The organism is Acidisoma sibiricum (genome assembly GCF_057837225.1).
In genome coordinates this window covers 2,920,835-2,932,224 of sequence record NZ_CM174445.1, presented here as the reverse complement: position 1 = coordinate 2,932,224, position 11,390 = coordinate 2,920,835, and the positions used below count along the sequence as shown (strand labels likewise).

The window sequence follows — 11,390 nt, the reverse complement described above, 5'->3', positions numbered from 1 at the left end:
GATGGCCTCAGGCAGCCGGGAAACCCCGGCTGCCCTGGCCTTGGTCAGCCGAGGCCGGCGTCGCTCATCTGACGGTCGGTGGCGGCGGCCAGCGCATCCAGCCCTTCACTGACCGGGATCTGGTTGGCGACCATCCGCTGCAAGGCTGCCGCCCAATCGGTCGTGACGTTGAAGAAGAGCGGCTGCGGCGTGAAGTAGATCTTGGCGTCAGGCGAGGTGACTTGATAGGTCTCCAGATAACCCGGCACCTTGGCATTCATATGGTCCTGGAATTCAGGATCTTTCCAGATGCTGGCACGCACCGGATCGACCATGTCATGGTCGCGCGCGCCGAACAGAAGATGGTCGGTGCCCGTCGCCCATTGCAGGAAATACCAGGCCGCGTCCTTCCGGGTGGAGAAGTTGGACATCGCCAGAGACCAGATCCAGACATTGGAGGTCGGATGGCTCTGGTCCGGGTTGGGCGCGATCGGCGCGAAGCCGAGCTGCCCCTTGGTCTTGGTATTGCCGGTGGCCGTGAAATAGCCGAGGCAATCCGCATCATAGATCATGCCGGAGGTGCCGGCACCCAGATCGGCGCCGACTTCGTACCAGGTATAGGTCGCCCAGTTCTTTGGCCCGCTATCCTGCACCATCTTCACAAACTGCGCCGTGAAATCCTTCGATTCCTTGGAATTGACCGCGGATTTCAGCTTGCCATCGGTGATGTCGAAATCCTTCGCTCCGAAATTGGCATAGCCGGAGAGGAAGCCGGGATGGATGGTGGCCCAGGACCGGCTGCCGCGCACGCCGATGCCATACATGCCGTTGCCACCCTGCTGGGTGATGGTGGCAGCCGTCGTCATCAGCTCCTGCATATTCTTGGGCGGCGTCAGCTTCAGCTTGTCGAAGACGGCCTTGTTGTAGGTCAGCATGTAGTTCTCGAAGCCCCAGGGCAGCGCCCATTGCTTGGCACCCGGGCCACCCAGCGCATCGCCGGGCTTGCCGGACCAGCTGTCGGAGGCGCGCAGATTGGGCAGGACATCATCCCAATTGTAATTCGGCGCGACCTTGGAACTGTCCTGCAGGAACTCGTTCATATCGACCAGCCACCCGGCCGGACCGTATTGCCAGGTCTGATAGGCGCCGGTCATGAAGGCGTCGTATTCGGTGGAATGGGAGGAAAGGGCAGCCGTCACCTTGTCGAAATAAACGTCCTCGGGGAAAATGTCATAGGTGACGTTGATGCCCGTCAGCGCCTTGAAGGCCGGCAGATCGGCGATCATCGCATCGGCGTAAGGATGTTTGTTCAACAGAATTTTGAGGCTCGTGCCCTTATAAGCCTGCCAATCGAAATCGGCGGCGAGCGCACGCGTGGCCGTCGCATTGACCATCATATCGGCGACACTGGCCGTAATGCCGAGCGCGGCGAGCCGCCGCATCAGATCACGACGGCCGATGCCGCGCGCCTGAAACGCTTCACATAGGTCTTTGGCTTTTTCATGCATGGTCGTTCCCCCATTTCTTACTTGTTGATTGATAGGCGATCGTCCCTCAGGCGCCCCAGTGTCGCTCCACGCTCGCCGGGGAAGGTGCGGGAATGGCGGCTGTCATCGCATGTTCCGCAATGGCGCGGTGGTGATTGCGAAAGGCGCGCGGTGCCATTCCTTTGTGAGCCAGAAACTGCCGATTGAAATTCGACAGATTGTTGAAGCCGACCCGAAAGCAGATTTCGGCAATCCGCGTTTCATCGGCAATCAGCATGTCGCAGGCGCGTTTGATGCGCATGCTGTTGATGTAGTAGACGAAGCTGACGCCGGTATGGCGGCGGAAGGCGCGCGAGAAGGCCGCCAGCGTATAGCCGCTGAGTGCGGCCATCTCGGTCTCGCGCAGGTCGCTGATAAAATTCGAGGCAATATAGTCCAGCACATGATTGAGCGGCTGCGCCATATAGGTGACGGGGTCGGGCCGGTACGCCCGGCTCGACAGGATGCGCTTGCCCGTGGAACGGTAGAGCAGATCGAGCAGTGCGAAGAACAAGGCCAGGCGCCGCACGCCGTGCGCGGTCAGCAGCTCCCGCAGCAGCGGCTCGGCCTTCTTGCCATCCTCGGCTGAGAATTCCACGCCGCGCGCGGCATCCTTGAGCAGATCGCTGACCGCGGCCATTTCAGGGAAGGTGTCAAAACAGCGGGTGATGAAATCTTCGCTGAACTGCACGATCAGCCCACGCTCCGGCACGCTGTCGCCAGGCGGCACATCGCTCAGCCAGTTGTGCGGTAAATTCGGACCGGTCAGAATAAGATTGCCGGGTTCAAAAATGCCGACATGGTCGCCCACGAAGGCGCGGCCGCGTGTGGCGGTGACCAGATGAATTTCGTATTCCGGGTGAAAATGCCAGCGCACCGTGCGATAGGGATAGCCATGCGCCCAGCAAGCGAAGGACGCATCGGTGTGCAGGCTGACCACTTCCAGATCAGGCTGCATGGAGTTCACTGGTCGACATAGCCGGTAGACCCGCCATGACTTTCCTCCCGAGGACGTTTACGGACGTGTTGCCACGCCGTCGTCTCTTTCTCGGGCAGACGTTATCCACCATAGGGCAGGGCGTCTACATCACGTGCCGGACAAGACTGATACTTTTTTGCTCGGTTGCGCCCAGTCGGTTTGCTGCCTGGGTACCACGATGCCATCCTGCCCGGATCAAGGCGAGGCCGAGGGACTGACCATGAGCGACGACGTGCTGACGATTCCCGGTCTCGACGCATCGGTGACGATCCTGCTCGACCCTTGGGGCATTCCGCATATCCGTGCCGGCAATCTGATGGATCTGTTCTTCGCCCAGGGTTTTAACGCGGCGCGGGACCGGCTGTGGCAGCTCGATCTATGGCGCAAACGGGGCCTTGGCCTGCTGGCGGCCGACTTCGGCCCTGGCTATCTGGAGCAGGATCGCGCCGCCCGGCTGTTCCTCTATCGTGGCGACATGGCGGCGGAATGGGCAGCCTACGCCCCTGACGCCCAGGACATCTGCAGCGCCTTCGTGCGCGGCATCAACGCCTATATCGATCTGGTCGGGCGGGAGCCTGATCGCCTGCCCGTGGAATTCACGGACCTCGGCACGCGCCCCGCCAAATGGCAGGCAGAGGATGTGGTGCGCATCCGCAGCCATGCCCTGATGCGCAATGCAATTTCCGAAGTGACGCGCGCCAATGTCATGGCATCAGCCGGTGCCGAGGCTGATCTGCTGCGCCAGAATCTCAATCCGCTTAAGGCGCCGGACCTGCCGGAGGGCCTCGATATCGGCTCGATCCCGATGGCGGTGCTGGACACGTTCAAGCTTGCCCTCGTGCCTGTCCATTTCTCGGGGGACCGGCTGGCGGCCGACCTCGATCAGGCTGGCGACTGGCGGAAGATCACGCCGCTCGGCGAAGTGGTGCGGGAGACGAACGGCCAGGGCTCGAACAACTGGGTCATCGCGGGACCCTTGACCGAGACCGGGCGGCCCATCCTGGCCAATGACCCGCACCGCGCCCATGCGGTGCCGTCACTGCGCTATATCGTTCATCTCACCTGCCCGGAATTTGACGGTATCGGCGCGGGTGAGCCTGTCGTGCCCGGTATCATGGCCGGACATAACGGCACTATCGGCTTCGGCCTGACGCTCTTCTTCGGTCCCGACGAGGAGGACGTCTATGTCTATGAGACGCATCCCGATGACCCCGATCTCTACCGCTACCAGGACGGGTGGGAGCGCATGCGCGTCATCGTAGAGACGGCCATGGTCAAGGACGCGGGCGATCAGGTGCTGCGCCTGAAGTTCACCCGCCATGGGCCGGTGGTTTATGAAGACCCAGCCGCGCGCCGCGCCTATGCCGTGCGCTCGGTCTGGTTTGAGCCGGGGGCGGCCGCCTATTTCGTCAGCATCTCGTCCATGCGGCGGACAAACCATGCCGATTTCGCGACGGACATGCAGCGCTGGGCGGTGCCGGCGGTCAATCAGGTCTATGCCGATACCGCGGGCAATATCGCCTGGATCGCCGCGGGCCTCTCCCCGATTCGGCCCAATTGGGACGGGCTGCTGCCGGTGCCGGGCGACGGACGCTACGAATGGCAGGGATTTTATCGGGCCGGTGATCTGCCGCATGTCCTGAACCCCGATTCGGGCTTCGTCGCGACGGCAAATGAGCAGAACGTGCCCCCAGACTGGTCTTTGCCGGCGGCCAGAATCGGCCATGAATGGATTGAATCCTCGCGCGCCAGCCGTATCGCCGAAGCCTTCGCGCAGACGCCGGTGCATTCCATTGCGACCTCCTGCGCACTGCAGGCCGATATCGTCTCCATCCCCGCCCGCCGTCTGTCCGTCCTCCTCGGCCGGCTGTCGTCCGAGGCGCCGCTGACGAAGGTGGCCCTTGCGCTGCTTCAGGGTTGGACTGGCGAGCTGGCGGCTGAGAGTGCGGCGGCGGCCTTGTCGGAAGTCTGGTGGTCCAAGCATCTGCGGCCCGCCGTCTTCGCCGTGACGGTGGCGGACACAGCGGTGCGCGCGCAGATGGGGATTGGTGACGTCGACGCCATTCTTCTGCGGTTGGAACAGCCCGACGGGTTCTTCCCCAGCGCCGCGGCGCGCGATGCGCTGCTGCTGCAGACCCTCTCGGCGGCTTATGCGGAATGCGTGGCGCGAATGGGGGACGATCCCAGCCTTTGGGCCTGGGGACAGCTGCATCACGGCTATTTCGAGCATGCGCTGGCCGGCGTCACGGGGACCAAGGCCCATAATGTCGGGCCGCTGCCGATGGGCGGCAGCGAGTCCACGCCGATGAACGCCCTCTATCGCTATGGCGACTTCCGGGTCGTGCTCGGTGCGTCCTTCCGTATGGTGCTGGACGTGGGCGACTGGGACAATAGCCGCTGCATCAACGCGCCGGGACAATCCGGCGATGCGCGCTCACCCCATTACAGGGATTTGGCAGAAACCTGGTCGAAGGGGGACTTCGTGCCGCTACTGTATAGCGAGGCCGCGGTCGATGCGGCTGCCGTGCGCCGTATCACCTTGCGTCCGCCGGGCGGATAGCCGGGCTTTAGGGAGTCCAGACCCCAGACACAAAAAAGGCCGGGCGAACCCGACCTTCTTCTAAGCGCCTCAAGGGCTGGTGCCAGTACATCCGTGGTCACCGGCCCAAGACGCTGTCTCGTTAGGCTGCCTGAAGGTTCTCGGCGGCGATCTTGCCGTTACGATCGTTCTTCACGGCGTCGAAGCTGAGCTTCTGGCCTTCGTTGATGGAATGCAGGCCCGAACGCTCAACGGCCGAGATGTGGACGAACACGTCCGGGCCGCCGTTGTCCGGCTGAATGAAGCCGAAGCCTTTGGTCATATTGAAGAACTTAACGGTTCCAACGGTCATGACGATTTTCCTTTCAATCGTTTACAAAAAGTAGCCCGGGCGGTTAGCCATGACGGGCCGATCATGGTCGATATTGAAAGAGGAAGATCGTCAGCGGCGCAGAAGCGCAGGAACAAAGTTCGTCAGTAAGATCGATGACAGCTCTCTAGACCCTCGGCGCAGTATCGGCAAGACAATTCTGACAAACCGCCAGTCATGCGCCATTCGCAGCGCACGGTTGAATGGAAACGATGTGCCCGGAAAGCGCCTCGTCTACGGCGAAGAGAGACGTATTAGTCAAAAGACTGAGCTTGGCCGCGATCTGGCTTCGGCCAGCGCCGATGCAGCCACAGCCATGAACCGGGATTGGCGCGCACCCAGCCTTCCACAGTCTGATTGAGGGCCGCGGTGATCGCCGCGATATCGGCGGTTCTGTCGCCGGTGAGCGGGATGTCCAAGGCCGGCTCGCAGATCATGCGCAGCCGCGCCGGACCGATACGGTCCACCCGTACGGGCACCAGCGGCAGTCCGAAGCGCAGCGCGAATTGCGCCGGTGCGGTTGCCGTCATCGCCATCTGGCCGAAAAAGGGTGCCGGGATGCCGTCATTCATCTTCTGGTCGATCAGTAGGCCGAGCGATCCGCCACGGGCCAGGTGCAGCAGTGCCGCACGGGCGCCGGCAGCGCCCTTGGCAAACATGGTGACATCCCTGCCGTGGGCGGCGAGGCGCAAAGCCTGAATGGCCTCGTCCATTGCGGGGTTAGAGGCGCGGCGATAGGCGCCTGACACCGAGAGACCCATCTGCGCCGCAATCGGCAGGATCATCTCCCAATTGCCGCAATGGGCGGAGAAGAAGATCGCCTGGCCAGGCGGCAGATGCTCTGCCCCCACAAATTCCCAGCCCGGTCCGCTCTCCGTGCGCTGCAAAGCCGCCAGATGCGGCAATTCACCGACATTGCGGCCCAGATTGCGCCAGACCTCACCGATGATCCGGCGCCGGTCGGCTGCGGTCAGCGCGGGCATGGCGCGGATGAGGTTGCGATCGGCGACCTTCGACGGGCCAAGATGCGGACCGATCGCAGCCGCCACCGCCCCTGCCAGATTGGACGCGCTGACCGGCCCGATCAGACGGAGAAACCCGAAGACGCCCCGCAAGACCAGCCTCGTCAGCCTCTGCGCGGGATAGCGGCGCCGGGCGTCATGCACGCGGTGGCGTTTGACCCGCTCCATTGGGTGCTCAGAAGCCCAGAAGGTGCGCGGTATCCGGGTCCACCGGAATGCCATCGCGCTGGCGCTGGTCGGCGACCTTCCATTCGCGGTCGCCGGGCGCCATGGCGGGCGGCTGCCCGTCGCGGGAGGGCGCGGCGCGCAGCGCATCCAGATAGCGGCGCATGCCCGCCGCCATCTGGGCGCCACCGGCGAAACGCGCGGGGTCGATGGCGATGAAGAAATGGCCGAGGCTCGGAGGACGCTTGGTGCCGTCCGCGGCGACTGACTCCATCTCATGATCCAGCGCGGCGCCAGTCAGAATGGCGGAGAGAAGGGTCGCCAGCCCCGCCAGCGCCGCGCCTTTGAACCCGTAATCTGCGCCACCCATCGGCATCAGCATGTCCGCCGCCTCCGGGTCCCGCACGGGCTCGCCGGCCGCATTGACGGCGACGTCTGGCGGCAAGGTCTGGCCCAGCGACCGGTACAGCAGCACGCGGTTGAAGGGGATGGAGGAGGTCGCCATGTCCAGCAGCCAGGGCCTTTCGCCCGGCACCGGGGCCGCAATGGCCAGCGGATTGGTGCCGTGAAACGCCTCCCGTCCGCCGAACAGCGTCACCAGGCTTTCGGCATTGGTGGTGGACAGGCCGATCATCCCGGCCTCGGCCGCCGCCAGGGCATAGGCGCCGGCCGCGCCGTAATGGGAGGAGCCGGTCGCTCCCACCGCGCCGATGCCGCTGTCACGCGCGAGATTGATCGCGACCGTCATCGCCTCATAGCTGGTGTGGTGGCCAAGCCCGTTATCGCCATCGACCATCGCCGTCGCGGCCGCGGTCTGCCGCACCGTGATGCGTGGCCGGCCGTTGATATGGCCGCGGCGCAAGGGCGCGTCGTAATAGCCGATCAGGCGCACGCCATGGCTGTCGACCCCATGCAGCGACGCATGCATGAGCGCGCGGACGGTGGAAGCGGAGGAGGGGGCGTCGGCGCCGGCGTCCGTCAGCTTCTGCTGCAGACGCGCTGCCAGTTGATCCACCGGCACGACAATCGCTGACTTCATCCCGCAATCCTTAGGTCTTCGCGCGCGACAGATAGCCTGGGCCGGGGAAGAGACCAAGGGGAGGGCGGATGGCGCAATTTGTGCGCGTTTGTCCATGCGCGCCTGCGCAGGCGCGCCTAGGGTGCGGCCCTTGTCGCGCCGCGATCCAGGTCGTGTCGGGAAAAAAGGAAAACGCAATGAACGAAGCCATCAATCCGCCGGGCTGGCTGCCGGGCAAGACCGCGAACGGCACCCTGCATCTCAACTGGGGCGTGAAGGCCGGCAATCATGTCTATGTCGCGGGCATGCTGTCGCTTGACCCCTATGACGGCAGTCTGGTCGGGGCCGGTGACATCACCCTGCAGACGCGCCGCGTGCTGGACAGCATCAAGACGGTGATTGAGCTGGCCGGCGGCACCATGGCGGACGTGACCTTCAATCAGATTTTTCTGCGCACCATGGAAGACTATCACGCCATGAACGCGGTCTATGTCGAATACTTCAAGGACTTCCTGCCCGCGCGCTTCTGCCTGAAGGGCGAGATGGTGAAGCCGGACTTTTTGGTGGAAATCGCGACGACCGCCGTCATCACCCGCTAAGCAATTTGCTCCTGGCCGCCTCTGTCTAGGCGGTCAGTCTGTCATCCCATCAGGCGACCAGCCGCTCTCTGCGCGCGTCGCGGCCGCGGCGATGCGCCGATGGTGACAGGCCATAGACGTCCTTGAAGATGCGGCTGAAATAGGCGGCATCGTTGAAGCCCCAGCGGAAGCTGATCTCGGTGATGGACTCTGCGCCGTAGCGCGGATCGCGCAGATCACTGTGGCAGCGTTCCAGACGGCGGCGGCGAATAGCCTGCGTGGCATTGTCGCCGATCGATTCAAAAAGCTGCTGCAGGTAGCGCAAGGAAATGCCGGCATGCTGTGCGACCGTCGCCGGTGACAGGTCCGGGTCTGCCAGATGCTGCTCGATCAAGCGGATGGCGCGGAGCAGAATGGCATGCTGTGCGGCCGAGCGGTTCAGCGCCATGGCGTCTGCGCCTTAGCGCCGGTCGGCGACCATGATGACAAGATCAATTTCAAGCAGCAGTCGCGCGTCAGCCAGGCCCGCGACATGAAGGAAGGTGCTGGCCGGCAGATCGAGGCCCGCGAAGAATTCCAGCCGTCCGCGATGGATGGCGGGGGCGAAAGCCGGATCGGTGACATAGGTCACGGTCTTCACGATATCATCCGGTGTCGCATCAAGCCCGGCGAGCAGCAGGCCGATATTCTTGTAGGTCTGGGAGACCTGGGCATCGATATCGCCGACGCCCACAACATCGCCATTCTCATCCCAGGCCACCTGGCCGGTCGCGAAAACGGGTGTGCCAGGGCGGATCTTGACGTGATTGTAAAAGCTCTGCTGCTTCAGGCCGGGCGGATTGATGATGGTCATGCGCGTCATCCGTGCTGATGCTGATAGGCATTGGTCTGCACGCCATGGGCATGCAGCCCGGCGACGACCTCCAGGCCGATGGTGCGAAGATCGTCGATGAAATCGGGTACTATGACGGTGATGCCATTCAGCTTGCCGTTGACGGTGATATCGGCGAGCTTGCGCGCGATCGTCTCGGGTGACCCGATGATCGCCGCCGGAGACATGGAATTGCGGCTTTCGCCCTGGGCGATGAAGCGGTTTGCCATGGTGTTCTGCTTCACGCTGGGGTCAGACGCATATTCGCGCGTCTGATTGTCCAGGGCTTCCGTATCGACGCCGGCGTTGAAATAGTCCGCGCGCTCCTGCGCCTGGGCATCCGTCCCGCCGGGCACGATGGTGAAAAGCCCATAAGTCTTGAAATCGTCGCGGCCCATCTCGGCCGAGATTTCCTTGGCCCGCAATGCAGTCTTGATGAAATCGTCGCGGTTGCTGCCGAGCAGGAAGCTGCCTGTGCAGTTCTGGACCGTGAAGCGGAAGCCGCGGTCGGATGCGCCGGCGCAGATGATGGGGGGCGCCTTGGCGGGCTTCGGGTTCGACATGCAATCGGTGAGTTTATAAAAACGGCCGTCATGGTCGACGCGATCTTCGGACCACAGGCGTTTCGCGACGGTGATCCATTCCTCGGCCAGCTCATAGCGGCCTTCATGGTCCAGGTCGCGCCACAGTCCCATCTGGCCCTGATCGGCGGGATTGGAGCCTGCGACAAGGTTGAGGCCGAAACGGCCACCGGAAATCTGGTCGATGACAGCCGCCATCTTGGCGACGACGGCCGGGTGAAAGATCATGGTATGGACGGTGCCCCAGACGCCGATGCGGCTGGTCGCTTCCGCGAGGCCGGACATGGTGGTGAGGGATTCCAGCGTGACGTCCCAATGCTGGCTGGGTCCGCCATAGCCGCGCCACTTCGCCATGCTCAACGCGAAATCGAACCCCATCTCCTCGGCGAGCAGCGTCACGGCCTTGTTGTAGTCATAGGTCGCGGGAAGTTGCGGGCTGGTCGTGGACGTGATCCAGCCGCCATTGCCCACCGGCAGGAACACGCCCAGTTCGACTGATGTCATAGCCCTATTCATTCCCAGACCTCAGAGAGGCTGCCCGAAGGCAAAGCCGTCATCGCACTGCAGCAAAGCTAGCAGCAAAGCCTCGGCCAGCGTGCTCCAATATGATCCGCGTGGCGTTGCGTTTCCGGCAACACGAGCCATGCGCACGATGAGGGAACGGGCCTGGGCTACGCAAGGCCGCCGGGAGAGTCCACGGCCGCCCGAAAGGATTTCACCAGGCGCTTCAGGAACTCCGCCGCCGCATAAGACAGACGGCGGTCGCGATGGATACAGACGGCCGAGGTGGCCGAAGCGAAGTCCGGGTCTGAAATCGGCACTGCCTTCAGCCGCCCGTCCATCAACTCCTTCCGCAGCGCCAAAGCCGGGGCAATGGCCAGGGTCTTGCCGGTCAGCGCCATGGCCTTGGTCATCTCCAGATGATTGGTGGAGACCAGGATGTCGGGCGTCAGCCTTTGCTTGGTGATGGCCTGATCGATGAACTGGCGCAGGCCGAAGCTCGCGACCGGCAAGGTGATCTGCTGGCTGCAAATCTCCGCCAGGGTCACGCTCTCGCGGTCGGCGAAAGGATGAGACGGATGGGCGATGCACATCACCGGCTCGGTATATTGCGCCGCGATTTCGATGGAGGGGCGGGGTTTGACGTTAAAGGCGATGCCGATCTCGGCCTCGTCGCGGATGAGCGCCTCGATGATGCGGTCGGAGGATTCGGAATAGACGGAGAATTTGATGGCCGGAAATTCCTCGTTGAACTCCGCAATGGCGCGGGGGAGGAAATCCAGCAGCAGTCCCTCGATCACCCAGATTTTCACCTCGCCGAGGCGTAACCCCTTCATATTCCTGATGCTTTCCTGAACCCTTTCGAGGTCGCGGAACATGTGCCTGGTATAGCGCTCCAGCACCAGACCGGCCGAGGTGAGCTGGATGCCGGTATTGGTGCGCTCGAGCAGCAGAGAGCCGAGTGTGCGCTCAAGGATCGCGATCTGCCGGCTGATGGCGGAGGGCGCGACATGCAACCGGTCGGCGGCGCGGCGGATCGAGCGGGTTTCCGCGACCTCATTGAAATAGCGATAGGCGCTCAGATTCATCGTAAAGCTCCGTTCGTGGCCGTCCGGGCCTGGCGCAAAGGCGGTGACCGACACTGCCACTGGCGTTGCCCAGACGGCAACATGGCATGCAACACATTCGGTTAGGGACTGGCGCCGCCTCTTCCTATGCTCGGCCTCAGCAAGGGTGTTCGTCGGCGCGCGGCGCGCGGCGA

The 11,390-nt window shown here is 63.3% G+C and carries 11 protein-coding genes; 2 read left to right on the top strand and 9 right to left on the bottom strand.

Annotated features, from left to right (window positions below; all coding sequences use genetic code 11):
- Window positions 1-44: 44 nt before the first annotated feature.
- The gene (locus AC3G7M_RS13980; RefSeq protein WP_489212709.1) at window positions 45-1,487 is read right to left on the bottom strand and encodes an ABC transporter substrate-binding protein; all 1,443 of its coding nucleotides are present in this window, start codon (window positions 1,485-1,487) and stop codon (window positions 45-47) included.
- Window positions 1,488-1,533: 46 nt separating this feature from the next.
- On the bottom strand, window positions 1,534-2,463 hold the full coding sequence (locus AC3G7M_RS13975; protein ID WP_489212708.1) for an AraC family transcriptional regulator: 930 nt from the start codon (window positions 2,461-2,463) through the stop codon (window positions 1,534-1,536).
- A gap of 241 nt (window positions 2,464-2,704) precedes the next feature.
- On the opposite strand from AC3G7M_RS13975, the gene AC3G7M_RS13970 reads away from it, so the two are divergent.
- Entirely contained in the window at window positions 2,705-5,044 is a 2,340-nt protein-coding gene (locus AC3G7M_RS13970) for a penicillin acylase family protein (protein ID WP_489212706.1), read from the top strand.
- Between the two features lie 121 nt (window positions 5,045-5,165).
- Here AC3G7M_RS13970 and AC3G7M_RS13965 read toward each other — a convergent pair whose 3' ends face one another.
- From AC3G7M_RS13965 to AC3G7M_RS13955, 3 genes are all read right to left on the bottom strand, one after another.
- Window positions 5,166-5,375 (bottom strand): cold-shock protein, encoded by a 210-nt coding sequence (locus tag AC3G7M_RS13965; RefSeq protein WP_489212705.1) that lies wholly within the window; start codon window positions 5,373-5,375, stop codon window positions 5,166-5,168.
- Window positions 5,376-5,647: 272 nt separating this feature from the next.
- Entirely contained in the window at window positions 5,648-6,583 is a 936-nt protein-coding gene (locus AC3G7M_RS13960; protein WP_489212704.1) for a lysophospholipid acyltransferase family protein, read from the bottom strand.
- Window positions 6,584-6,590: 7 nt separating this feature from the next.
- On the bottom strand, window positions 6,591-7,619 hold the full coding sequence (locus AC3G7M_RS13955) for an Ldh family oxidoreductase (protein WP_489212703.1): 1,029 nt from the start codon (window positions 7,617-7,619) through the stop codon (window positions 6,591-6,593).
- Window positions 7,620-7,795: 176 nt separating this feature from the next.
- Between AC3G7M_RS13955 and AC3G7M_RS13950 the strand changes: the two genes are divergently transcribed.
- Complete coding sequence (locus AC3G7M_RS13950) at window positions 7,796-8,197, top strand: Rid family hydrolase (RefSeq protein ID WP_489212702.1); 402 nt, start codon at window positions 7,796-7,798, stop codon at window positions 8,195-8,197.
- 49 nt (window positions 8,198-8,246) lie between these two features.
- Here AC3G7M_RS13950 and AC3G7M_RS13945 read toward each other — a convergent pair whose 3' ends face one another.
- The 4 genes from AC3G7M_RS13945 to AC3G7M_RS13930 all read right to left on the bottom strand — a co-directional run bounded on the left by AC3G7M_RS13945 (window position 8,247) and on the right by AC3G7M_RS13930 (window position 11,217).
- Window positions 8,247-8,624, bottom strand: coding sequence for a helix-turn-helix domain-containing protein (locus AC3G7M_RS13945; protein WP_489212701.1), 378 nt, complete (start codon window positions 8,622-8,624; stop codon window positions 8,247-8,249).
- A 12-nt stretch (window positions 8,625-8,636) separates the two neighbouring features.
- A complete protein-coding gene (locus AC3G7M_RS13940; RefSeq protein WP_489212699.1) occupies window positions 8,637-9,029 on the bottom strand; it encodes a RidA family protein in 393 nt (130 codons plus the stop codon).
- 5 nt (window positions 9,030-9,034) lie between these two features.
- A complete protein-coding gene (locus tag AC3G7M_RS13935) occupies window positions 9,035-10,132 on the bottom strand; it encodes an LLM class flavin-dependent oxidoreductase (RefSeq protein ID WP_489212698.1) in 1,098 nt (365 codons plus the stop codon).
- 167 nt (window positions 10,133-10,299) lie between these two features.
- On the bottom strand, window positions 10,300-11,217 hold the full coding sequence (locus AC3G7M_RS13930; RefSeq protein WP_489212697.1) for a LysR family transcriptional regulator: 918 nt from the start codon (window positions 11,215-11,217) through the stop codon (window positions 10,300-10,302).
- Between the last annotated feature and the right edge of the window lie 173 nt (window positions 11,218-11,390).

Excerpts from the sequence above, each read along its gene's own strand:
- AC3G7M_RS13950 (WP_489212702.1), top strand. The coding sequence starts at position 7,796 with ATGAACGAAGCCATCAATCCGCCGGGCTGGCTGCCGGGCAAGACCGCG.
- AC3G7M_RS13975 (WP_489212708.1), bottom strand. The coding sequence starts at position 2,463 with ATGCAGCCTGATCTGGAAGTGGTCAGCCTGCACACCGATGCGTCCTTC.
- AC3G7M_RS13980 (WP_489212709.1), bottom strand. The coding sequence starts at position 1,487 with ATGCATGAAAAAGCCAAAGACCTATGTGAAGCGTTTCAGGCGCGCGGC.
- AC3G7M_RS13940 (WP_489212699.1), bottom strand. The coding sequence starts at position 9,029 with ATGACCATCATCAATCCGCCCGGCCTGAAGCAGCAGAGCTTTTACAAT.
- AC3G7M_RS13935 (WP_489212698.1), bottom strand. The coding sequence starts at position 10,132 with ATGACATCAGTCGAACTGGGCGTGTTCCTGCCGGTGGGCAATGGCGGC.
- AC3G7M_RS13960 (WP_489212704.1), bottom strand. The coding sequence starts at position 6,583 with ATGGAGCGGGTCAAACGCCACCGCGTGCATGACGCCCGGCGCCGCTAT.
- AC3G7M_RS13945 (WP_489212701.1), bottom strand. The coding sequence starts at position 8,624 with ATGGCGCTGAACCGCTCGGCCGCACAGCATGCCATTCTGCTCCGCGCC.
- AC3G7M_RS13965 (WP_489212705.1), bottom strand. The coding sequence starts at position 5,375 with ATGACCGTTGGAACCGTTAAGTTCTTCAATATGACCAAAGGCTTCGGC.
- AC3G7M_RS13930 (WP_489212697.1), bottom strand. The coding sequence starts at position 11,217 with ATGAATCTGAGCGCCTATCGCTATTTCAATGAGGTCGCGGAAACCCGC.
- AC3G7M_RS13955 (WP_489212703.1), bottom strand. The coding sequence starts at position 7,619 with ATGAAGTCAGCGATTGTCGTGCCGGTGGATCAACTGGCAGCGCGTCTG.
- AC3G7M_RS13970 (WP_489212706.1), top strand. The coding sequence starts at position 2,705 with ATGAGCGACGACGTGCTGACGATTCCCGGTCTCGACGCATCGGTGACG.